Source organism: Ruminococcus albus AD2013, from assembly GCF_000526775.1.
Lineage (GTDB): Bacteria > Bacillota > Clostridia > Oscillospirales > Ruminococcaceae > Hominimerdicola > Hominimerdicola alba_A.
The window spans coordinates 3148291-3170073 of sequence record NZ_JAGS01000001.1 but is presented as its reverse complement, the minus strand read 5'-3'; the positions used below and the strand labels follow the sequence as shown (position 1 = coordinate 3170073).

Genomic DNA, 21783 nt, shown 5'->3' with positions numbered 1-21783 from the left:
TGCTGTCCGTATGTACGTAATATAAATCATATATATCCAAAGGAGGAGAAATCAATATGCAAACCACACACAAAAACACCAAAAAACGTATCCTGAGCACTGTAATGTCGGCTGCCATGGCACTGACACTGCTGCCATCAACAGTTCTGACAACAAGCGCAGATAACAATGTCGGCAGCGATCCCCTCGGTTATGAGATTACGGGGATCGAGCCCTATTATTTCTTCTACCAGCCAAGCGATATAGTCCTCGGCAATCTGGAAACGGGTCTTGCCACCGCAGCAGTATCCTTTGCGTACAAAAAAGCCCAGCTTATCGAAAGCGACGGCGAAGTTCTCACCGAGATAGCCGCAAACCCCGAAGACCCGCAGATAGTAAATGCGGAGATCACCCGCAGCATGGGAGGTAAAGAGCTTAAATTCAGGGTATACTACTCCGATACTGAATTTATCGACACCGAAATATTCACTGTTATCACCTACGAAGTCACCGTGTCATCCGAAGTTACTGTCCTTTCAAGAGATACCAACACAGCCGACGCAGTATTTGAAGCAAACTTCCATCCCATTCAGGTAAAAGTATATTCAGGCACAGAATTCAGCTATGATGCACAGATCAGCGGGACCAAATTTAAATTACATCTTGATATGGAAGATGCCTGGAAAACTTACAAAGTCCGTTTCTACTATGGCATCAATTCCGATGAATATGTTGAAGCATCTACCTTTGTTGAAATGCCGTTTATACCCCTTTTTGACGGATATGTACAGAACACCGTCATTCCCGAAGGCGAAAAAGAGACCGTTGTGTGCGCAGCCCTTAACTTCCCATGCAAAAAGTTCGAGGTATACAGCAACGGCAAAAAAATATATACCAGTCCCGCAAATTACAACCCCGATTATAAAGCCACAGCACCCATTTCCGAATCATACACAGGCACTGACCTCTTCATAAGGGCTTATTACGAAAGCAATGATTCTGCACCTGCCGAAAGCATCGATTCCGAGATATTCCATATTGTAAAGGCAAACCCATCGCGCCGCTTCACAAAACAGCCCAATGATATGGATATAACCTCGGACAATATCACCGAACTTTCATGGGCGACCAATTTCGTTCCTCTTGAGACCGAGTTCATCTGGGACAACAACTGCTACTTCTCCACTGATGACCCCAGAACGAATTTTGTCAGCGCCGCTGAATGGTTCGGCAACTGTTCAACAGCCGATTACCGCATAAGGGCATACTACGGTGCAGGCGCAGAAGATTATGTTGACAGCGCAGTTTTCCACTCCGTAGCACCCGAGTTCACCGTTGAACCCATAGGCGGATATATCCACACAGGCGAAACGATGAACCTGGAATGGGACACCAACTTCAAGCCCGCAAAGCTTGAACTCTGGGAAGACGGTGCTTACTACAAAACTCTGGATAGCAATGCCAGATCGATACAGCTTGATGGCACAGAAGCATCAGACTATTATATCCAGGCTTATTATCTTGATGAAGAAGACTCATTTATATTCAGTCAGAGTTTCAACGTTCAGCCCACAGACAAGACCATCTACAATATCTACATAGACGAAAACATATACCTCTATAATATGACAGTAAATTCACTCTCACTCAGTGCTGTGGAAGGCGATGAGATATATGTATGCTATCTGGGCGAAGCCTATACTTTCGACAGATGGGACGGTATGCTATCGGGCGTTACATTCGGCAACGAATCTGACAGAGAAACAAGCTTCGTTATGCCTGCAGGCGATGTCACCCTCAAGTATCTGAAAAAGGTCTCCGAACCCGATGATATTCTAGGTGATGTAAACGGCAGCGGCAGCATAAACATTACCGACATCACACTGACAGCGGCTCATGTCAAAGGCAAAAAGCTCCTTAATTCCGAACAGTTTGCACGCGCAGACATTAACCGCGACGGCAAGATATCTGTCACCGATATAACCAAAATAGCAGCTCACGTAAAGGGCAAAAAGCTGATCGCACAGTGATCATGATATCATAACACAAAAACCGGCGGACGAACAGTCTGCCGGTTTTCGCTGTAATATAAGGCACTCCCGTAATATCGGAAGTGCCTTTGTGTTTTTGTGTATCAGTACTTTACAGTGAACTTAACTCTGTCATTGCCGTTCTCATCGGGGTCTACCATCTCAGCCTTGATGATGGTGATAGGTGTGCCGGGAACAGAAAGCTCTGCGTACTGGCCGTCTGTGTAGCCGCGGGATACTGTTGTGAAGCCGTCTACAACGTCCATACCCTCGGTAACTTCACCGAATGCTGCATATTGACCGTCAAGGTAGTCGCAATCGGTATAGCAGATGAAGAACTGGCTGGAAGCGCTGTCAGGATCACTTGATCTCGCCATCGAAACAGTGCCGCGAACGTGCTTCAGATCGTTATCAACGCCGTTATCGCTGAACTCACCCTTGATGGTCTTATCGGAACCGCCCATGCCTGTTCCCTCAGGGTCGCCGCCCTGTGCCATAAAGTCGTCAACAACGCGGTGGAATGTCAGACCGTCATAGAAGCCCTCGCTTACCAGATTTTTGAAGTTCTCACAGGTGATAGGTGCCTTGTCAGCGTGGAGGGTCATTGTGAATGTGCCTTCCTTGAACTCTCTCTCTGTGAAATCAACAGTGAACAGCGCTCTGTCGTGACCGTCAGCATCAGCAGAGATCATCTTAGCCGATGTGATGGTTATAGGCTTTACGGGAGAAGCAAGCTCATTGTTCTGATTCAGCGTTCTGTCGCAGTTGAGGAATCTTTCAACAACTTCCATGCCCTGTGATACCTCACCGAATGCCGCATAGTTGCCGTCAAGGAAATCGCAGTCTCTGTAACAGATGAAGAACTGGCTTGAAGCACTGTCGTTATCCTGTGATCTCGCCATGGATACTGTACCTCTTACGTGCTTGAGGTCATTCTCGACACCGTTATTGCTGAACTCGCCCTTGATGTTCTCGCCCGAGCCGCCTGCGCCTGTGCCCTCAGGGTCGCCGCCCTGTGCCATGAAGTTTGCCACTACTCTGTGGAATGTTACTCCATCGTAGAATCCGCTGTCTACCAGCTTTTCAAAATTCTCGCAGGTCAGGGGAGCCTTGTCCTCGCGCAGTGTGATAACGAAGCTGTTCTCCGAGATATCCTCGTCACCGCTGGTAACGTCATCTCCGCCGTTGTTGGTCTGTGCCGCAGCACCCTTGTCATCAGAAGCCTTTGAACTGTCCTTTTTGTCAGTGTTACCGCATGAAGCGAAAGCACCGCAAGTCAGTGTCATAGCCACTGTCAGCGCCATAACTTTCAGCGCCTTGGTTATCCTGTTTCTTTTCACCTTTTTCAATTCCTTTCATTAATTACCGCTGATTAAAGCGGTCACTATATTATTGTCGCTTTTCAATTATAGCACCTATCTTCTGAAAAATCAACCAAAAGCTGTATATTTCACCGAAATTTCATCATTCCACCTTACTGCGGCTGACTTTTCGGAGACCGCTGCCAAGCTACGCTTTATTATTCTCGACCTCTTTAAATTCAACAGTAAACATCGCTCTTTCATGCCCCTCAGCATCAGCAGATATCATCTCAGCCTGTGTGATGGTTATGGGGTATACGGGAGAAGCAAGCTCGTTTATTTCGTTCAGTGTCCTTTCGCAGTTGAGGAATCTGTCAACAACTTCCATGCCCTCAGATACCTCGCCGAAAGCCGCATAATTTCCGTCAAGATCATTACAGTCTTTGTAGCAGATAAAGAACTGGCTTGAAGCACTGTCCATTTCCTGTGACCTTGCCATTGATACCGTACCTCTTACGTGTTTAAGGTCATTCTCAACGCCGTTATTGCTGAATTCGCCCTTGATATGCTCCCCCGAACCGCCGACACCTGTACCCTCGGGATCTCCGCCCTGTGCCATGAAACCGTCCATTACACGGTGGAATGTCAGTCCGTCATAGAAACCACTGTTCACCAGCTTTTTAAAGTTCTGACAGGTAATAGGCGCCTTGTCCTCACGTAGTGTGATCACAAAGCTGCCAACTGTTATATCCTCATCGGCAGAGGTGATAATATCCTCGCTTTTCTGCACCGCAGTACTCCTGTCATCGGAAGCCTTCGGACTACCCTCGTTTTCATGTGTGTTCCCGCACGAAGCAAACACCCCGCAGGTCAGTGTCAGAACCGCCGTCAGTGCCATAACTTTCAGCGCCTTTGTTAACCTGTTTCTTTTCATACTTTTCATTCCCTTTCATTTCAGACCGCCCCAAAGAACAGTCCGTGTATTATTACCATTTTAAATTATAGCACCTATCTCCCCAATAAACAACCAAAAGCTGTATATTTCACCGAAATTTCATCATTCTTATCCGCCTCGGTTGACTTTTTACTGCTTCGGCATTATAATTATATAGTATGCGTGCAGTGCTTTAAAACGTCAGTACGCATAAGCGATAAACAGATAATGTGAGGTCACTATGGAAAAAACAAAAAAGCAAAAACTTCCCGCGGCGCTGCTGACGGTATTTTCGGCACCGCTGCTTATCATGGCAGTGATATTGTACGCCTATAAACTTGACGGTGCATTTCCTTTCGGCAAAGGCACCGCAGCATGGGGAGATATGATACAGCAGGTAGTCCCTCTGCTGATAGATTTCAAAGATATGCTGGCAGGCAAGGACGGAGTATTCCTGAATTTCAACAACGCCGCAGGCATGAATATGTGGGCGGTGATATTCTTCTTCCTTGCAAGCCCTTTCTCATTCCTTGTGGTATTCATAAAAAAGACGGATATGCTGTACTTTGCAAATATCCTCATAATGCTGAAACTGATGGTATGCGGCGGTACAGCCTCCCTGTACCTTTATAAGACCCGCAAAAAGCTCTATCCCGTATGGATAGCCGCCCTCGGCACACTTTACGGTCTTTGCGGCTACGGTCTTCTTTACTATCAGAACGTTATCTGGCTGGATATGATGTACCTTTTCCCGCTGATGCTGCTGACCCTTGAAATGCTCTGCGAGAAAAAGCGTGTCCTGCCCTATACCCTCGTGCTCGCCGCGATGATGGCGGTAAACTACTATATCGGATATATGGCAGTCATATTCATAATGCTATTTATCGGACTTGCCCTCTGCGCCGTCCGCCGCGAAAGTTCGGGCGGAGAGACCGCTGTAAGATTTGCCGCAGGCTCGGTCATGGCTGCCCTGCTGACAGCCGTTGTCTGGCTGCCAAGCCTTTTGCAGTATACCCAAAGCGGCAGAGTCAAGGACGAATTTTTCAGTTCCATAAAAAGCAAAGGCTTCCTCACCGCATACGAGACCGTACTGCCCACCGTTCTCTGTTCGGCATTCGTGCTGACGGCAGTATTCTTCTTCTCATGCGACGGCAAGCCCCGCAGCCGAAAACTGAGCAATTATCTGGTACTGGCATTCCTCACCCTTATCCCGATAATCGTTGAGCCCATCAACCTCATGTGGCATACGGGAAGCTATATGTCATTCCCCTCGCGTTTCGGCTTTATCACCGTATTCATGCTGGTGGTATGCACCGCCATGTACCTCGAAGACAGGGATACACTTTTCCGTGAAAACAAACTCACCGACCATGCCGCGGTGCTCATACCCGCACTGGTGCTGACATACTTTTTCATTGACCTGGTCACCGAATTTATCCGCAAAAACCGCGAGACCGCAAGTAAATATACAAGCTCACTCTGGGGTGACAGAAACTCGCTTCAGGTATGCGTTACAATGTTCCTGCTGATGTCGGCAATGTCCGCAGTTATGCTCCTGCTTTACCGCAAAGGGTATCTCAGCACAAGAACACTTTCCATTATCTGCACCGCACTTATCCTCTGCGAATCCTTTGCAAACGTCAGGATATACCTGACCACCCCCGTGGTGAACTACCCCGAGCGTGCAGCCGACCAGAATAAAGTCTATGACCTCGCCGACAGGATAGAGGACGAAGAACTGTTCCGTGTAAAGACCGACGGCAAGCTGTTTTACGTAAACCTTGTGGGCACTCTCGGATACGGCTCCATAAGCCATTATACCTCTCTTAACAGTCAGGATTATATGTTCATGATGAAACGCATGGGCGTGTCCTCAAACTGGATGGACGTAGGCAGCTACGGCGGCACCGAACTCACAGATATGCTAATGAGCATAAAGTATCAGATAGTACGCGGCGATGCCGAAAACGCGGTATACTCCAACGGAGATTACTCCATCACAGAAAACAGCGCTTATCTCCCCTCCGGCGTTATCATCGGCGATATCTCAGCCATCGAAGGCGAGCTCCCCGATATGACCAGAAGCGAGATACAGCAGTTCATCTGCGATAACGTTCTCACCGAAGATGCAGTAAAAGCCTATGCATTTGAGGGTGCCGAGAACGGAAGCGGCTATACCGTAACAAACGGCGATACCCTTGAACTCACCCTCGATATAAGCGGCAGACAGTCTCTCTACTTCGATGCTTTTGACCGTCCGCAGGTATCCCTCGGCAGTGATATCGACGGCAGTTTCGATATCTTAGTCAACGGCAGTATGATAAAGACAAACTACCCAAGCGGCGAATTCAACGGTTTGCAGAAACTGGGCGAATTTGAGAACGAAACCGTCACAATAACAGCCAAGGTCAAAAAGGATGCCGATATGCGTTCCCTCGGCGTAACTGCAATAGATACCGATAAACTCAGAGCTGCCGCCGAAGCCGCCCAGACAGTGGGCTTCACCCGCAAAGGCGGAAAACTCACAGGCACCATTAACGCAAGCGCAGGACAGTACTGCCTGATAAATGTACCCTACACCGACGGTCTGAAAGTCCGCATCAACGGAAAGTCCGCCCCCTGCATAAGGGTCCTCGGCGACCTCACCGCAGTTGAACTCACCGACGGCGAGAACGATATCACCGTCACCGCAATACCCAAGGGATTCATCGCAGGCTTATTCATGAGCCTTGCAGGCACTGTCCTCTGCATACTCTGGCACTTCGTTATCAGCAAAAAACTGAAAGTCCCCGAAAAGGCTTCAAAAGCCCTCATGTGGGCTGTCATGACTGCATGCGCGGCAGTGTTTGCGGCAGTATATATCGTACCCGTGATAGTTCACCTCACCGCCGAGGAATAATTAGGAGGCGTAAACTCAATGACATTACAGCAGCTTAAATATGTAATAACCATCGTGAACTGCGGCTCTCTCAGCGAAGCCGCAAAACAGCTGTATATCTCCCAGCCCAGCCTTTCAAACGCCGTAAAGGAGCTTGAAAAAGAGCTTGGCATCGAGATATTCCGCCGCACCCCAAGAGGTATGACACTGTCTTCCGAGGGCACCGAGTTTCTCAGCTATGCAAGACAGGTAGTCGAGCAGGCTGAACTCCTTGAAGCCCACTACTCGGGCGACAAAAAGATAAAAAGGATATGCTCCATATCCACCCAGCATTACGCCTTTGCAGTTGAAGCTTTCGTGATAATGCTCTCCGAGCTTGACCACGAATCCTATGAGTACACCCTCCGCGAGACCCGCACAGGCGAGATAATCGAAGATGTCAAAGACCTCAACAGCGAGGTGGGTATACTGTTCATCAACGACTTCAACCGCAAGGTGATACTCAAACTGCTGAAAGAGAACAATCTGGTCTTCCACCCCCTTTTCCGCGCCGACCCCCACGTTTTCATCAGTAAGGAACACCCCCTCGCAAAGGAAAAGCAGGTCACCTATGAACAGCTTGAAGACTACCCCTTTGTATGCTTCGAGCAGGGTCAGCTGAATTCCTTCTATTTCTCCGAAGAGATATGCAGTACCCGAACATTCAAAAAGCAGATACACGTAAGCGACCGCGCAACGCTGTTCAATCTCTTAGGCGGACTCAACGGCTATACCATATCCAGCGGCGTGCTGGGCAGTGATATCAACAGCGGCACCATAACCGCCGTTCCTCTCGTCACCGATGAAGATATGCTGTTGGGCTGGATAGAGAACAGCCGCACAGGACTTTCCAACGCCGCAAAACGCTATGTGGATACCCTGAAAAAGGTCATCGACAGCTATGGCTTCATCCTTCTCGACGAAAGCTCTGATATTTCGCAGTAAAAATTCACATTAAATTTACAAATTTCGTCGTCTGATATGATATAATAAGCTTTGGTATTTTATTACGATAAAGCATTATTCTGAAAGGAAGTAAAATAATGAGTGACAAGAATCTTGAAGAAATGAGTTTTACCACCCGCGCTATCCACGTCGGCGCTGAGCCAGACCCCGCAAGCGGTGCTATCGAGCCTTCTATCTATATGGCAAACAGCTTCCTGCTGCCCTATGACCCTTCTACTATGAACTGGTCTGCATCAGAAGCTAATATATATACCAGAAACGGCGGCGTCAATCAGGGTATGCTGGAAAAGAAAGTCGCTAATCTCCACGGCGGTGAGGACTGCGTAGTTCTCGCAAGCGGTGTTGCAGCACTTTCCGCTCTGTTCTTCACAAAGCTCAAAAATGGCGACCACGTTATATTCTCCACTGTTACATATATCGCTACCTACCGTATCTTCAACGAACTCTGGTGCGAAAAGTGGGGCATCGAGACAAGCATAGTTGACTGCACTGACATCGAAAAGATAAAGGCTGCAATCAAGCCCAACACCAAGCTTATCCACTTCGAGACTCCCGGCAATCCTACCTGCTGTATCTGCGATATCGAAGCTATCGTAAAGCTGGCACACGAGAACAATATACAGGTATCCGTTGATAATACATTCTCTTCGCCTTACAATACCAGACCTCTGGAATACGGTGTTGATTTCGTTGTTGAGAGCCTTACAAAGTACATCAACGGCCACGGCGATTCCATGGGCGGCGCTATCATCACCGACCACGAGACCTGCGAAGCTATCCGCTATCAGGCACAGGTAAATATCGGCGGCTGCATCAGCCCCTTCAATGCATGGCTGATACAGAGAGGTGCTGCTACATTCCCTCTGCGTATGCAGGTGCATAACGACAACGCTCTGGCAGTAGCTGAATGGCTTGAAAAACAGCCCTGCGTAAGCTTCGTAGCATACCCCGGTCTGAAGAGCTTCAAGGGTCACGAGCTGGCAGTAAAGCAGATGAAGCACGGCTTCGGCGGCGTACTCAGCTTCGGTCTCAAGGGCGAGCACGACCTCTACAACAGAGTAGTTACTCACCTGAATGTATTCACATCAGCTGTATCACTGGGCAACACAGGCAGCCTGATAGTATTCCTCGGTGAGGACGACGAGAGAATGTACCTCTACCCACAGGAATTCCACGGCGGATTCTACCGTGTGGCTATCGGTATCGAGGACAAGAACGACCTCATCAACGACCTCAGACAGGCATTCAAGGCAGAGGGTCTTGAAACCGTAGACTGATACAAAAAACAACATGATAAACTTCGCGGCATTTCCTTAAAAAGAAATGCCGTTATTTTTAGGAGAACCAATATGCCCAAACTTATTATCCTGCGAGGAAATTCAGCCAGCGGAAAATCAACCGTTGCGGCGCGTCTTCAGCATATCATCGGCAGAAATACCATGCTGATACCTCAGGACTTCGTCCGCCGCGAAATGCTATATGCCCGCGACGGCGAAGATACTCCCGCCATGCCGCTGATGATATCCCTGCTGGAATACGCCCGCGAACATTTTGATACCGCCATCATCGAGGGCATAACAAAATCGGACTGGTACAGACCTCTCTTCCAAAAAGCGCAGGAACTCTACCCAAACGAGCTGTACGCCTACTACTTCGATATCCCCTTTGAGGAAACTCTCCGCCGCCACGCCACCCGTGATAAGTGCGGCGACTTCGGGGAAAAAGAAATGCGCGAATGGTGGAACGATAAGGACTATCTGCGCTATATTCCCGAAAAGGCAATAACAGAGGATATGACAGCTGATGATATCATTAATATGATACTGCACGATATCGGTCGGGACGAACTTTTGACAGATAACAGTAACTCACAGTAACGACCCCAAATTATCAACAAAGGATGGATACTATGGTTGAAAACTCAGGGCATAACGGCCACCGTGAACGTATGCGGCAGAAATTCAGGAATGACACCGACCTCAGCACTTTCACTGACCTTGAAGTTCTCGAAATGCTGCTGTTCAGCGTCATTCCCCGTGCCGATACCCGTGAGACCGCACAAAGTCTCCTTAACACTTTCGGCAATCTGCACACAGTGCTCTCCGCCGATATAGATTCCCTTTGCCGCGTAAAGGGCGTAGGCATAAAGTGTGCCGAACACATTGTATTTCTCGGACAGGTTTTCCGCCGCGCCGAAAAAGAGAGCCTTATATCTGTTCAGGCGGACGATTTTGATGATCTCAGCCGATACCTAATAAATTTCTTCAAAGGCGACACCATCGGAAGACTATGCGCATTCAGTATCAATAAATCGGGCAGATTGACCGCCTCTACCGTCCTCTCCGTCGGTATAACAGACCGTATCGCTTTTGATATCGAAGATCTGAAAACATTCCTGAAACAAAACAACGCAGAAATGCTCCTCCTCGCCCATAACCGCACCGACGGCACCGCCGACCCCACCGAAGAAGATATTCTTCTGACCCGAAAGATACGCAATCTGCTTGATGATGAAGTATATCTCCTGGATCATGTGGCAGTAAGCACAGACAACGCAGTTTCCATGCGTTCCCGAGGCTGTTTCCGTTCATTTGAATAACAGAAAAAAATCCGAGCGTATGCAACCGTATGCATACGCTCTTTTCATGCCTGTAAATATTGCATGGTGAGATTTGTATATAACACCGCCAATACAATGGATACCCTACGCTCTCCGCGTACCCGCGCCAATGCCGAACTTAGCATGAAGCCGCTCAAAGATCCTCTCCGCGGGCTTTATGAAGATCAGCAGGAACACGCAGTTGGATACCATATAACTTACCGTGAACCATGCCGACGTCAAGGTAAGCCCCAGAAATCTTTCGGGGGTGAAACCGCCACCAAGCCAAAGAACGCTGCAAATGTCCATGAACAACGAGTAGCACAGCCCTGCCAAAGCCCCGAAAACACACAGCATCAGCCTGTTCTTTTTGAGACGTTTGCCGATAAGTCCCGCCAGCAGACCGATCAAGCCCCATATCATCATCTGAAAAGGTGTCCATATCCCCTGGGTGAAAAAGAAATTCGATATCAGTGCCGTAAGTACCCCTATCAGAAAGCCCTGTTCAGCCCCGAGGTATATCCCCGCCAGTATTATCACCGCCGCGCAGGGCTTGAATGCGGGCAAAGGCGCGAATATTATCCGCCCCGTGACCGACAGCGCCGTCATCACAGCCGCAAGGGCTATCTCTCCCGCCGAGGTATCTTTCTTCTCGAACCTTGCGAAAAACAAACCGCAAACCGCAATACCCGCCGAACCTATCAGCCAGCTGACAGACCTGTCACCGAACAGCAGACAGCCCCCTGCGATGACCGCCATACAAACCGCAAACAGCGCCGCTTTCAACGCCCTGTTCATAAGCCTGCCCCCCATAAAGCCCGACGCAGTCTCTCGACCGTGTATGCGTTTTCGACTTCACCACGCGCTATCCTGCCCGCCGCCGTGCTGAGGTATCCTGCCCCTGCGAAAAATTCTCCCGCAGGCATAAGGCTTTCCACCCGACCGCCGCAGAGTATGGCACAGCTGTCAGCAAACTCCGCCGCGCTTTCAAGGTCGTGAGTGACTGTCAGCACAGCCTTGCCCTCACCGCACAGCCTGCGTATCATATCCCCGAAAGCCCTGCGCGATACTGCGTCAAGTCCCTTTGTAGGCTCGTCCAGCAGAAGCATATCGGGCTCGCAAAGAAGCACCCTGCCGAGGGCGCAAAGCTGTGTTTCGCCGCCGCTGAGGTCGTAAGGGTGAACATCCGCCAGATGTTCACAGCCCATCATGCCAAGCATTTCATCAGCCCTTTCTTCGGGCTTTTCCATGGCTTTCAGCGCGAAGATATAGTCCTCACGCACCGTAGGCTGAATGAATATGTCCCGCGCTTCCTGCGGAAGCATGGCAATAAGCGGCGACGGCTTTTTCAAGCGTTTTCCGAACACCCTGACAGTACCCGAATAGGCTCTGCAAAGCCCTGCCAGACACCGTAAAAGCGTAGTTTTTCCGCTGCCGTTAGCACCTATCAGCGCCAGATGCTCCCCCCTGTGCAGAACCATATCCACGCCCTCAAGTATATCATCGCCCCGCCTTTCAAGGGCAAATCTCAGACCATCTGCCCGCAGTGCTTCTTCCCCGAAATTTCCGACTTCGGGCAAAGGGACTTCCCTTTCGTGAGGTATCTCACCAAGCAGTTTCCTGCCCTCTCTCACCGTCAGCGGACATTTTTCATGCCCCGCAAACACCCTCGCCGCCGCAGGCAGAAAACTTTCCGCCGCCGATACCACACACATCTCCTGCGGTGAAGTATCCGCCGTGATACGGCCATTTTCCATGAGTATCACCCTGTCGCACTCCGCAAACAAAAGCTCCGTGCTGTGCTCGGCGATGATGACCGTTGTACCGGCTTCGCGGTTAAGACGGAGTATCAGACTGCTGATATCCTCCGCCGTTACAGGGTCAAGTCTGCTGAAAGGCTCGTCCAGCAGAAGTATCTCGGGCTGCATGACCAGAGCCGCGCAAAGGCTCACCAGCTGTTTTTCGCCCCCCGAAAGCTCATCAAGTTTTCTGTCAAGAAGCTTGCCCAGACCGAAGCGGGTGATAGTCTCCGCCGCCGCACGACGTACTTTCTCGGCACTCAGCCCTGCATTTTCGGGGGCAAACATTATCTCGCCGTATACCGTATCGCTGACAAAACTGTCCTCAGGGGACTGCGCCGCATACCCTACCATGGGCTGAGGGCTTTCTGCTTTCTTTCCCAACAGCGAAATGTTTCCCGACAGTTCACCGAAAGGTGCTATTTCGGGCTTTAATAGCTTCAGAAGCGTAGTTTTTCCGCAGCCGGAACGCCCCATGAGCAGCACAAGTTCGCCCCTGCCGATTTTCAGGTCGATACCCTCGATAGCAGGCGCTTTTGCGTCATTATATCGGAACGTCAGTCCTTCGCACCATACAGCGTCCATTGAAGCCTCTCCTTTGCAAGAATGATTATCGGCAGAATACATTCTGCCATATATACCGCCGTCATCGCCATCTCATACCTGCCGAAATCCACCTTCGGAAAGAAATCCGTTGCCCCGCCGAGTGCCGATAATACAAGCCCGCCAACGGTCAGCAGTACCGCCGCCGATATGAACAGAACGTCTTTCAGGCGCAAAGCACGCCTGTCCGAAAACGTGATCTTGTGAGTACCGAAACCGCGGGCGTTCATACTCTGTGCCGCACCTGCCGCCGCTTCCGCCGACCACGCCATGCAGGCAGTAAACACCGCCGAAACTTCTTCAAGCCGTCCCGAGGGACTGTCTCCGCCGAAAAGCCCTGCGCCCCGCTGTGCTTCGCGAATGCGTGAATTTTTCCGAATAAGTCGGGGTATGAAGCCGAGGGTCATACTGACAGTCATTGCCAGTTTAGGGGAAAATCTCCCGAAGATGCCAAGCATTTCACGCTCGTTCACCAGACCTCTCAGCACTGCCAGCCACACTCCCGCGCCGCTGAGGGAAAGCCCCAGTTCAAGCCCGTAAAGCATTGATTCCAGCGTGTATGGGCGGTCGTTCACGAAAAGCAGTACCGTCATTCCCCTGTGGGAGAATACAGGATCGATGACCGCAGTAGCCGCGCATAGTGCCAGAGCACCGCACGCCCATTTAAGCCCTTTCCGCCGACCCTCAACAAGAAACAGGCAGATAAGCCCCGCGATAAATCCCGCCCCCGCCGCACTCAGCGAACGCGAGAACATTATAACCAGCAGTATGCCCATGACCGCCGCAAGCCGCGAAAGTGGTGCAAGACCTTTCATCTGCCCGCCTCCCCGAAAAACTCATCAACATACTTAAACACTATCTCGTCACCGCTTTCGGGCTGATACTCCCCGCAGTTGACCCCCGGGGTATCGCCGTTCACAGTGTATATCCAGCCGCTTTCCGCGCCCATGTCGAACTCTTCAAGTCCGCCTATACCGCTGATATACACCGCTCTGCCGCCCTTTGTTGCGAAATCTATGCCCTCATATCTGAGTACTCTTGCGGCAACATCGTAAACGCTGTCCCCCGAAGAAAGGGCGTACTTCCCGTCAAGCATAGTACCGTCCCCGGGCAGACCCTCAGCCCTGCCCACCGCCGCCGAGCAATCCACACGTATCGTAACGTACTCGCCGTCCTCAGTTACAGCCACAGGGTGAAGAGCATAATATTCCTCGGGAGTTTTGATATCCACGAACAGCACAGCCGCCGTCAGAACAGCCGCCGCCCCTGCATATATAGCTATATCCCGTATTTTCATGCTCTCAACTCCTATCTAAAATGGGGGAACGGTCGACGCAGTCACCGTCGCCCCCATACCCCCACGCTTCAAACCCTCACGCGCGTGCAACCTTGACACTCCGTGCGCTCCGCTCGTTCCTCGCTACGCGTACTCGGTCAAGTTCGCGTTCGGGCTTTGAAGCTTTTTGCCATGTTTAACGACTTTGCCGCGTGACTATTATTCTAAAATTTGGGAACGGTCGACGCAGTCACCGTCAGCCCCCATACCCCCGACGCTTCAAACCCTAACCGCGACTGCGTCGGCGGTGCGCGCATGCAACCTTGACACTCCGTGCGCTTCGCTCGTTCCTCGCTACGCGTACTCGGTCAAGTTCGCGTTCGGGCTTTGAAGCTGTTTGCCATGTTTAACAACTTTGCCGTGTGACTATTATTCTAAAATTTTGGGAATGGGCTATGCAGTCACCGTCGCCCCCTCCAACAATTATGAATTAAATAAATCCTCTCAGCCAGAGCCCCAGACTTTTCAAAAGCCCCTGCTTTCTGCAAGCCCGCCGTGATTCTTCATAAAACCTCGTTGCCGCGGTGAGTGAGCTTTCATCGGGGGGATTGTCCGAAAATCTTAGCTTTTCATAAGCCCTCTCCGATTCTTTGAACCTTTCGCTAAGCAGACCTTTCGCTTTCTCTGCCAATTCTTCGGGGCTTAGTCCGCTGACACCCAGCGCAATTTCCAGAAGCTCTTTTCCCTGAAAATGCCGGGCTTTCAAAGCCGATGCTGTATCCCGCTTTCTGCGCTTCATTCTTCTGACAGCCGCCCTTATCCTACCAGCCGCAAGCAGAATGATGAGCGTCCCCACGGGTACAGCACATATCACCCTAAGCGACTGCTTTTCCGTCTTCTTTTCTTCACGTATCTCTGCGGCTGTGCGTGGGGGTGCAGAAGTGTAGATGATGTCCTCAGCCCCAGAAGTCAGGCTGTCTTCATCACTTTTTTCGCCATCAGCTGAAGCACCCTCTGGCAAAAGTGGAGATACTTCCTCATACATGGGTGAAGTCTCAAAGACCACCCAGCCTGCGCCGTCAATGTATACCTCTGACCAAGTTCTGACCTCGCCATCTGCAAGCTTTGCATGACCGCTCTCGGGCATCTTATCAAAGTATATGCCTTTGACTTCTCTCGCCGCAATACCACAGCTTCGCGCCAAGCCAACGGTAAGTTCGGCAAAATCTGAACTGTCAGCGTTTTCGGGTGAAAGCTCAGCTCTCACCGCTTTTCTGACCTCTGCAAGCTTTTTATCCAGTGGCAGAGTGCCCTCTATTTCGGCGATATCCCGCAGATGGGCGTTCTCTTTTGCTGTAAGACTTCCGTAAGCCGAATAGACATACTCCCTGTAAAGCCCCTCGCAGTCGAGGTAATCACCCTCCTGCAAACGTGCCATCAGCCTGAAAATATTCTCGTTGAGCCGAGGGCAGCAGCTGTATTTTCCGTCAGATTTTTCACCGCATACAGTCGCAGGAACATACTCCCCGCTGACTTCGACTTCTTCTGTCGGGAGAAATGTCCCCGCCGATTCCATCAGTAAGGAAGTCTGAGTTTCGGGAGAAAATCCCTCGTCACCAAGTGCTCTCATTATCGCCGAGCCGCGGGCATACTGCGATTTAGTACAATGGGGCTGTTCGTATTCTTCAGCCAGATAAAGGCTTTCGCCGCCCGATGCTGAAACTTCACCCGCAGGCGGAAGTTCGGGCATTTTTATAAACACCGCAGGCAGAGCCAGCACAGCCGCCCCGAGGGCAAGCCCAGCCCTGTGCATATCCTCAGCGCCGAAACAGCACACCGATACCGCCAGCGCAAGTGAACCGCAAAGCACAAAGGGATTTCCGCCGAAAAGCACGTATCCCAGCGCCGACAAAGCCCCGAGTATCACAGCCGTGACCCTGACACCCGCCGCCGAATATACCCCGCAGATAAGCCCGCAGGCTATCACCGGTATGATGTATGCGCTTTCCGAAACGCCCGACACGGGGGTGTAGGGCAAGCCCCGCTTTATCGCATACAAAAACTCTGCATTATCCACACAGAGGGCACATTCAGAGAGAAAACGCTCATGCAGTATCACCGCTGCAAAAGCACCGACCGCCACAGGCAGAAAGCCAAATTTCCGACCGAAACGCCCCACAAGCAAAGCCGTCAGGGCACACAAAAGCAGAGCCGCCGCTCCCGCGTACAGCCCGCCCAATATGTAAAATGTCAGTGTCGCACCCGCCCCGAAAACTATCGGTGCGGAAAAATTCCATGTTTTTTCGCCCATTCTAACTCCGCTTTCAGCCGCCGTCTATTACCGTCAGCCGTTCATCGCTGAACCCTGTTTTCCTTGAAAATGCTATTATGCGTCCGTCGTCTATCCTGCCGCAGAGCTTTTCCAGAAAGCCATCACCCACCTGTTTGTACATGGGAAATCTCAGGACTTCGCTCATCACGGCTTCGCTGTCAGCATTCTCGATGAATTTGAATCCGTCCTCGCCGTAAGGCACAGCAAGACCGTAGTCGATGCCCTGTTCTGTCAGCACCTGTGCCAGACCGCATATCTGCTCTGCAAGTATGCCCGCTCTGTCACCTGCACCGTAATCCGCATAAAGCCAGAGGTCACCTGTTCTTTCGGGGGTATAGGTATTCAGGTAGGGCTTGCCGAATCGGTGGGTCAGTTTCAGGTTCACCCGACGCAAAGGTTCATCGGGACGCGCTTCTCTTGCGCCATCGGGCTCGTTTTCTCCCACCGCCGCTTCCGCTATATCGTATATCTCAGCCCCGATGGGGTCGGGGAGTACCGTAATACTTTCCTCAGCGTAGCATACCGCTGTACGCTTGGTTATCCCAAGCAGGTCGCTTCTGCGGAATGACATGAACCTTATCAGCAATCCGCCGCAGTTATCCTGCGCGGGAAGTTCATACCTGCCCCCGCCTTTGATATCCACCACATTTGCTGACCTCTCACCTGTAACGAGATTTTCGCAGAGTACCGTGCCGCGCAGACGCTTCTTGCCGGAAAATATCACCGCAGGGGCTTCGCCCTTGTGGAGAAAAAGCTTTTCGTAGCTGACTTTAACTTTGTAGTCTTCCGCCAGATTTTCTGTCACTGCCGCGATAAGCACAGCCAGCAGTCCCGCCGCTATGTACAGCCCTATCACGGTAAAAAAGCCCGAAATAAGTGCCGCCGCAAAGCACAGCCAGAATATCACCGCCCTCATATATCCTCCCTGTTTTCGGGATAGGGCAGTTTTTTTATGATATCATCAAGTATCCCCTCGGGAGTTTTTCCCGCAGCCTTTGCTTCTCTTGTAAGCACAAGTCTGTGGGCGCAGACGGGTATAAGACAGGTGCGGATATCCTTTGGAACGACATGGTCTCTGCCGTCCAGAAAAGCCCCTGCCTTGGCTATCCTGCAAAGTGCCAGCGCACCTCGGGGTGATATACCGCCCTCGGTATCACTGCACTCCGCCGCCGACTGCATCATGTCGCAGATGTAGTCCATTATCTCTTCCTTGACAGTCACCTTGTTGATATCAGCCCTGAGACCATCAAGGTCTTCCGCCGAACATACCTGTTCGGTATCGTCAAGCGGGTCGGTGAGGATACGGTCTGTCAGCAGTTTTTTCAGCGCTTCTCTGTCGGGAGCGCCAAGACGAAGCCTTACCATGAATCTGTCAAGCTGAGAAAGGGGTATGGCAGAAGTCCCTGCTGTGCCCGAGGGGTTCTGGGTTGCTATGACTGCGAAGTTCTTTGAAAGTTCGTGGGTAACACCGTCCACAGTCAGCTTTCGTTCTTCCATGGCTTCAAGAAGTGCCGCCTGTGTCCTGCCAGATGTTCTGTTGAGTTCGTCCGCCAGAAGAAGGTCGGTCATTGCCGCGCCATCGTGGTATACGAATTCGCCCTTGCCCTCATCGTAAGCCGAATATCCCGTGATATCCGAAGCAGTGGTATCGGGGGTCATCTGTAACCTGCGGAATTTCAGCCCCATGCATTTTGAAAGCGCAAGCGCAAGGGTGGTTTTACCCGTACCGGGAGTATCCTCCAGCAGTACATGGCCGCCTGCCAGCACTGCGGCTATCAGCATTTCGATATTATCGTCCTTGCCGACGATGACCTTTGTAAGCTGTTCTTTTATCTTTACAGGGATACTGTTCATTTTTCCTTTTCCTTTCTCTTGCGCATAATAACACCGCCGATAACACCCGCAGCAAATAAGGCTATTATCGCTGCAGATACAGCTAACTGCGTATTTTTCCCATTTGCAGAACCGTCGGGGCTGTTTTTCAAGGCGGGGGGAGATGTGTTCCTGTTCTTAGCCGAAGTCATTTCTTTAAGCGTGGTCTTCACAAGCTTTTCGGGGCTTCCCTCGTTCATATCGTATACCGGCCTTTCCCCCGACCTCAGCCTTTGTATACTGCAAAGTGCGATAAGTGCCTGGGATGAAGCCAGTTCACTGCTTTCGCCGCCTTTTTGATGGGCAAATCCGCCGTCATCGTTGGCGTAGCTTATCAGTTCATCCGTCAGGCCCTTGAATCTTTCGTCACTGTCGGGATCGATATCAAGACAGCACAGCGCACATATGATCTGCGCCGCAGTTTCGCAGTTATCCGCATCTCCGTATCTTTCCGCAAGAAGTTCCACCGCCTTGTTTACGGAGTTTTCAGTCTCCTCACAGCATCGGTAGGGTGCAAGCGCCTGCAAAGCCATCGCCGTGATATCAAGGTCGCTTCTGCCGTCACCTGCGGTCAGCGAAAAACCGCCGTCGGAATTCCGGGTATCTATGATCGAATATATTATCTCTTCCCTGTTGGGGAAAGCGTCCTCAGGAAGCTTCCAGTCACAGCTGTCCATGGCTATCAGCGCCCATATCTCGCCGTTTACGCCCTGTTCATCAAGAGGTCTGCCCTCGCCCCGCAGATAGGTGCCTCTGCCAAGAAGATCGATCTCCGAGACATCGGTAGGGTCGATACCAAGGCATATCCCCGTCAGCACAGCGCGGTGCCAGTCAGTGGCATTAAGGCGGTCGATGGCGGCATCGTCGGAATATTCGTCCTCAATACGCTTTTTCCACGCCGTAAAATACTCTCCCGTATCCGTTTCCAGCCCCGACCTTACTGCACCTATCGCCAGCCAGTCCGAACTGTCATAGCCCGCATCTTCCGCTATCCTGCCCGAAAGCAGACTGTCGCCCTCGGGGATACCGTTCTTATTCTTTTCAAAGGTGACGATACCCCTTGCATAGCCCTCTGCCTGTTTTGTATCCAGCGCCGAAGCACATATCGGGGAACTCATCATTACTGCCGCAGTAAGCAGTACCGCAGGTCTTTTCAACATCATTCACCACCAAGATCATTTCCCATATCAAGTGAGAATACAAGCTCAATTCTCTCGCCGTCCGCAAATACCGCAGAAGTCATGGCATAGGCGGGCTTTTTGCCGTTGCGGCTGTACATCCAGCCAGAACCGGGTGCGTAATCAAATTCGCCGAGGGAATCATCATCTTTACTGTTGTTAGGTACAACGCCCGCACCTGCAAGGTTCTCCTTAGCCTTATCGGTGAGTTCTCCCCCCGCGAATCTTCCCGCCATGGATATCCTCGCAAGATATCTGCTGCCAACACTGCCGCGGTACGATACTTCATATCCGTTATCTTCAAGGAACCTAACCACCGTATCGAAGCCTGTTTCGCCTTCAAGCACAGGGAAGCTGCCGCTCTCGCAAAGTGTGCCAAGCCCTATGAGGTCAGCATTGACGGATATCTGTATCCTGCCGATCTCTTCGCCGACTTCGGCTGCTTCGCAATTTATATTGTAGCTGTATTCGCTCTGTCTGCCCGAATTGTCTCTCAGCCTTATGGTGACAGGATTCTCACCGCCGTGAAGTTTAAGTATATAACCCGTGCAGGAAGAATCTTCCCATTTGCAGGGGACGGTATTTCCGCATATGACTTCGATATTATGCGACCACAGCCTTACACCGTCACAGTCGGCGGCTTCAAGGTTCAGGGTATAGGCGCTTCCTTTGACGGTGATATCATCGGACAGATTTATACTTTCAAGATGCGGCAGCTTGCTTTCATCGACATTGTAAAGAGAGGTGACGGTAAAGGTCTGTTCGGTCTGTTCGGTCTTATCATTGTCGTCCCATGCAAGCAGACGAATGGTATTGTCGCCCTCATTAAGCGGTGCTGTAAATGTATCACTGCCGCGGAGGGCTTTTCTGTTCACAAGCACGGAAAGTTTAGGGGAATTTCCGCCCACTGCCTTTGCACTGAAAGTAATGCTGTCGGTATACACTGTGCAGTCGCAGAGGTCGGTGATTATGGCAAGGGTGCGTACAGGTATGTAAGTTACCGAGAATTCAAGGAAAGTATCCCCAGAGGTGAGTTTTATCATGTTCTCGCCCTCGGAGAGAGTTACGGTGAAGCTGTCCTTGCCTGATATGAGCCTGCCGTTCAGCCTGACTTCAAGTCCGTCGTCACAGCGGGCTGTAAATGAAAATCCCGGTTCGTAAACTTCACAGTCGGAAAGGTCGGTAACTATCTCGGCGGCGGGAGACGAAAGGTACACGGTGTAGTCACGAAAAGCTCTGTACACCTTGTTTTCAGCATCCTTATAGGTACAGCTGACCCTTATGGTGTTTTCGCCCTCCCTGAGATGGACCCTGCCTGCAAATCCGTAAAAAAGAGAACCGTTGACTTCAACATCACAGCGGACGGCTTCAAGGTCTTCTATCAGGTGGGTCACGGTGAAGAAGTAGGTGCTGTCATTCACTGTTTCGCCGTCAGCTATCGAGGCGGTGAAGTATTCGCGGTCGGCTTCTCTGCCGTCGGGGGTGGTTTTTGCGAGGGCGGTAACATCTTCAGCCTCACGGATCGTCGATGTGGGTGCCTGGCTGTCCTCAGGTAAAGTATCGTCCTGAGAATATTCCGTTTGCATTACCGCCGCGGAAGTATCTGACGCACCGCTGTTATCATCATAGGCGGGACGGCTGTTATTTTCGGCATCGGAGGTGCTTTCGGGGGATGAACTTTCATCTTTGCGGGAACTTGTATCTTCCTTTTCGGAGATACTGCTGTCCTCGGCTGAAAGCCCCTCTGCCGATATCTCGGGGAGCACAGCTTCGCGGTGTTCTATCCCGATGGGGGTATCTTCGCGGGGGGCATTTCGGAAAAAGCCCACAGCAAAGCTGACAGCCCCTGCTGTAAGCATCAGGGCGGCTGCCGCGGAAGCTATGATACTTTTCCTGTTTTTACCGTTCATACCCGACCTCCGAAAAAGCAATACGATAATCCCTTTAGCACACCTGCCAAAAATGGGGTAAACAAAATGCTAATTGAGCGTTGTATA

General features: G+C 51.0%; 17 protein-coding genes and 1 pseudogene. 6 read left to right on the top strand and 12 right to left on the bottom strand.

Translation table 11 applies throughout. The features are described from left to right. Nucleotides 1-56: 56 nt before the first annotated feature. The gene (locus tag N773_RS0114240; RefSeq protein ID WP_024858414.1) at nt 57-2009 is read left to right on the top strand and encodes a dockerin type I repeat-containing protein; all 1953 of its coding nucleotides are present in this window, start codon (nt 57-59) and stop codon (nt 2007-2009) included. Nucleotides 2010-2113: 104 nt separating this feature from the next. On the opposite strand, the gene N773_RS23420 is transcribed toward N773_RS0114240, so the two are convergent. From N773_RS23420 to N773_RS20315, 3 genes and pseudogenes are all read right to left on the bottom strand, one after another. Continuing rightward, entirely contained in the window at nt 2114-2614 is a 501-nt protein-coding gene (locus N773_RS23420; RefSeq protein WP_242840434.1) for a peptidylprolyl isomerase, read from the bottom strand. A gap of 117 nt (nt 2615-2731) precedes the next feature. After that, nucleotides 2732-3160: pseudogene (locus tag N773_RS23415) on the bottom strand (peptidylprolyl isomerase); the annotation flags it as partial. A 358-nt stretch (nt 3161-3518) separates the two neighbouring features. Continuing rightward, complete coding sequence (locus tag N773_RS20315; protein ID WP_024858412.1) at nt 3519-4244, bottom strand: peptidylprolyl isomerase; 726 nt, start codon at nt 4242-4244, stop codon at nt 3519-3521. A 241-nt stretch (nt 4245-4485) separates the two neighbouring features. Here N773_RS20315 and N773_RS0114225 point away from each other — a divergent pair, with 241 nt between their 5' ends. From N773_RS0114225 to N773_RS0114205, 5 genes are all read left to right on the top strand, one after another. Beyond that, nucleotides 4486-7143 carry a YfhO family protein gene (locus N773_RS0114225; protein WP_024858411.1) on the top strand — a complete coding sequence of 886 codons (2658 nt, stop codon included), beginning with the start codon at nt 4486-4488 and terminating at the stop codon, nt 7141-7143. 18 nt (nt 7144-7161) lie between these two features. Next, the gene (locus tag N773_RS0114220; RefSeq protein WP_024858410.1) at nt 7162-8106 is read left to right on the top strand and encodes a LysR family transcriptional regulator; all 945 of its coding nucleotides are present in this window, start codon (nt 7162-7164) and stop codon (nt 8104-8106) included. Nucleotides 8107-8204: 98 nt separating this feature from the next. Then, on the top strand, nt 8205-9404 hold the full coding sequence (locus tag N773_RS0114215; RefSeq protein WP_024858409.1) for a trans-sulfuration enzyme family protein: 1200 nt from the start codon (nt 8205-8207) through the stop codon (nt 9402-9404). A gap of 72 nt (nt 9405-9476) precedes the next feature. Further along, nucleotides 9477-10004 carry a kinase gene (locus tag N773_RS0114210; protein WP_024858408.1) on the top strand — a complete coding sequence of 176 codons (528 nt, stop codon included), beginning with the start codon at nt 9477-9479 and terminating at the stop codon, nt 10002-10004. A 32-nt stretch (nt 10005-10036) separates the two neighbouring features. Beyond that, nucleotides 10037-10726 (top strand): JAB domain-containing protein, encoded by a 690-nt coding sequence (locus N773_RS0114205; RefSeq protein ID WP_024858407.1) that lies wholly within the window; start codon nt 10037-10039, stop codon nt 10724-10726. Nucleotides 10727-10831: 105 nt separating this feature from the next. Here N773_RS0114205 and N773_RS0114200 read toward each other — a convergent pair whose 3' ends face one another. The 9 genes from N773_RS0114200 to N773_RS0114160 form a co-directional block, all read right to left on the bottom strand. Next, entirely contained in the window at nt 10832-11524 is a 693-nt protein-coding gene (locus N773_RS0114200; RefSeq protein ID WP_024858406.1) for an ECF transporter S component, read from the bottom strand. After that, complete coding sequence (locus N773_RS0114195; protein ID WP_024858405.1) at nt 11521-13110, bottom strand: ABC transporter ATP-binding protein; 1590 nt, start codon at nt 13108-13110, stop codon at nt 11521-11523. The genes N773_RS0114200 and N773_RS0114195 overlap by 4 nt, the downstream gene beginning before the upstream one ends. After that, complete coding sequence (locus N773_RS0114190; RefSeq protein WP_024858404.1) at nt 13083-13943, bottom strand: energy-coupling factor transporter transmembrane component T; 861 nt, start codon at nt 13941-13943, stop codon at nt 13083-13085. Before N773_RS0114190 ends, N773_RS0114195 begins: the two co-directional genes overlap by 28 nt. Beyond that, nucleotides 13940-14425: a DUF4430 domain-containing protein gene (locus N773_RS0114185; protein ID WP_024858403.1), complete on the bottom strand. Its 486-nt coding sequence runs from the start codon at nt 14423-14425 to the stop codon at nt 13940-13942. The genes N773_RS0114190 and N773_RS0114185 overlap by 4 nt, the downstream gene beginning before the upstream one ends. A gap of 469 nt (nt 14426-14894) precedes the next feature. Further along, nucleotides 14895-16715, bottom strand: a complete 1821-nt coding sequence (locus tag N773_RS21360; RefSeq protein WP_024858402.1) for a transglutaminase-like domain-containing protein — start codon at nt 16713-16715, stop codon at nt 14895-14897. A gap of 13 nt (nt 16716-16728) precedes the next feature. Continuing rightward, nucleotides 16729-17652, bottom strand: a complete 924-nt coding sequence (locus N773_RS0114175; RefSeq protein ID WP_024858401.1) for a DUF58 domain-containing protein — start codon at nt 17650-17652, stop codon at nt 16729-16731. Further along, a complete protein-coding gene (locus N773_RS0114170; protein ID WP_024858400.1) occupies nt 17649-18590 on the bottom strand; it encodes an AAA family ATPase in 942 nt (313 codons plus the stop codon). Before N773_RS0114170 ends, N773_RS0114175 begins: the two co-directional genes overlap by 4 nt. Then, nucleotides 18587-19768, bottom strand: coding sequence for a prenyltransferase/squalene oxidase repeat-containing protein (locus N773_RS0114165; protein ID WP_024858399.1), 1182 nt, complete (start codon nt 19766-19768; stop codon nt 18587-18589). The genes N773_RS0114170 and N773_RS0114165 overlap by 4 nt, the downstream gene beginning before the upstream one ends. Further along, complete coding sequence (locus tag N773_RS0114160; protein WP_024858398.1) at nt 19768-21696, bottom strand: hypothetical protein; 1929 nt, start codon at nt 21694-21696, stop codon at nt 19768-19770. The genes N773_RS0114165 and N773_RS0114160 overlap by 1 nt, the downstream gene beginning before the upstream one ends. Nucleotides 21697-21783 lie beyond the last annotated feature (87 nt).

Excerpts from the sequence above, each read along its gene's own strand:
- N773_RS0114205 (WP_024858407.1), top strand. The coding sequence starts at position 10,037 with ATGGTTGAAAACTCAGGGCATAACGGCCACCGTGAACGTATGCGGCAG.
- N773_RS0114210 (WP_024858408.1), top strand. The coding sequence starts at position 9,477 with ATGCCCAAACTTATTATCCTGCGAGGAAATTCAGCCAGCGGAAAATCA.
- N773_RS0114240 (WP_024858414.1), top strand. The coding sequence starts at position 57 with ATGCAAACCACACACAAAAACACCAAAAAACGTATCCTGAGCACTGTA.
- N773_RS0114190 (WP_024858404.1), bottom strand. The coding sequence starts at position 13,943 with ATGAAAGGTCTTGCACCACTTTCGCGGCTTGCGGCGGTCATGGGCATA.
- N773_RS0114170 (WP_024858400.1), bottom strand. The coding sequence starts at position 18,590 with ATGAACAGTATCCCTGTAAAGATAAAAGAACAGCTTACAAAGGTCATC.
- N773_RS0114160 (WP_024858398.1), bottom strand. The coding sequence starts at position 21,696 with ATGAACGGTAAAAACAGGAAAAGTATCATAGCTTCCGCGGCAGCCGCC.
- N773_RS0114220 (WP_024858410.1), top strand. The coding sequence starts at position 7,162 with ATGACATTACAGCAGCTTAAATATGTAATAACCATCGTGAACTGCGGC.
- N773_RS0114200 (WP_024858406.1), bottom strand. The coding sequence starts at position 11,524 with ATGAACAGGGCGTTGAAAGCGGCGCTGTTTGCGGTTTGTATGGCGGTC.
- N773_RS21360 (WP_024858402.1), bottom strand. The coding sequence starts at position 16,715 with ATGGGCGAAAAAACATGGAATTTTTCCGCACCGATAGTTTTCGGGGCG.
- N773_RS0114185 (WP_024858403.1), bottom strand. The coding sequence starts at position 14,425 with ATGAAAATACGGGATATAGCTATATATGCAGGGGCGGCGGCTGTTCTG.
- N773_RS20315 (WP_024858412.1), bottom strand. The coding sequence starts at position 4,244 with ATGAAAAGAAACAGGTTAACAAAGGCGCTGAAAGTTATGGCACTGACG.
- N773_RS23420 (WP_242840434.1), bottom strand. The coding sequence starts at position 2,614 with ATGACCCTCCACGCTGACAAGGCACCTATCACCTGTGAGAACTTCAAA.
- N773_RS0114215 (WP_024858409.1), top strand. The coding sequence starts at position 8,205 with ATGAGTGACAAGAATCTTGAAGAAATGAGTTTTACCACCCGCGCTATC.
- N773_RS0114165 (WP_024858399.1), bottom strand. The coding sequence starts at position 19,768 with ATGTTGAAAAGACCTGCGGTACTGCTTACTGCGGCAGTAATGATGAGT.
- N773_RS0114195 (WP_024858405.1), bottom strand. The coding sequence starts at position 13,110 with ATGGACGCTGTATGGTGCGAAGGACTGACGTTCCGATATAATGACGCA.
- N773_RS0114175 (WP_024858401.1), bottom strand. The coding sequence starts at position 17,652 with ATGAGGGCGGTGATATTCTGGCTGTGCTTTGCGGCGGCACTTATTTCG.
- N773_RS0114225 (WP_024858411.1), top strand. The coding sequence starts at position 4,486 with ATGGAAAAAACAAAAAAGCAAAAACTTCCCGCGGCGCTGCTGACGGTA.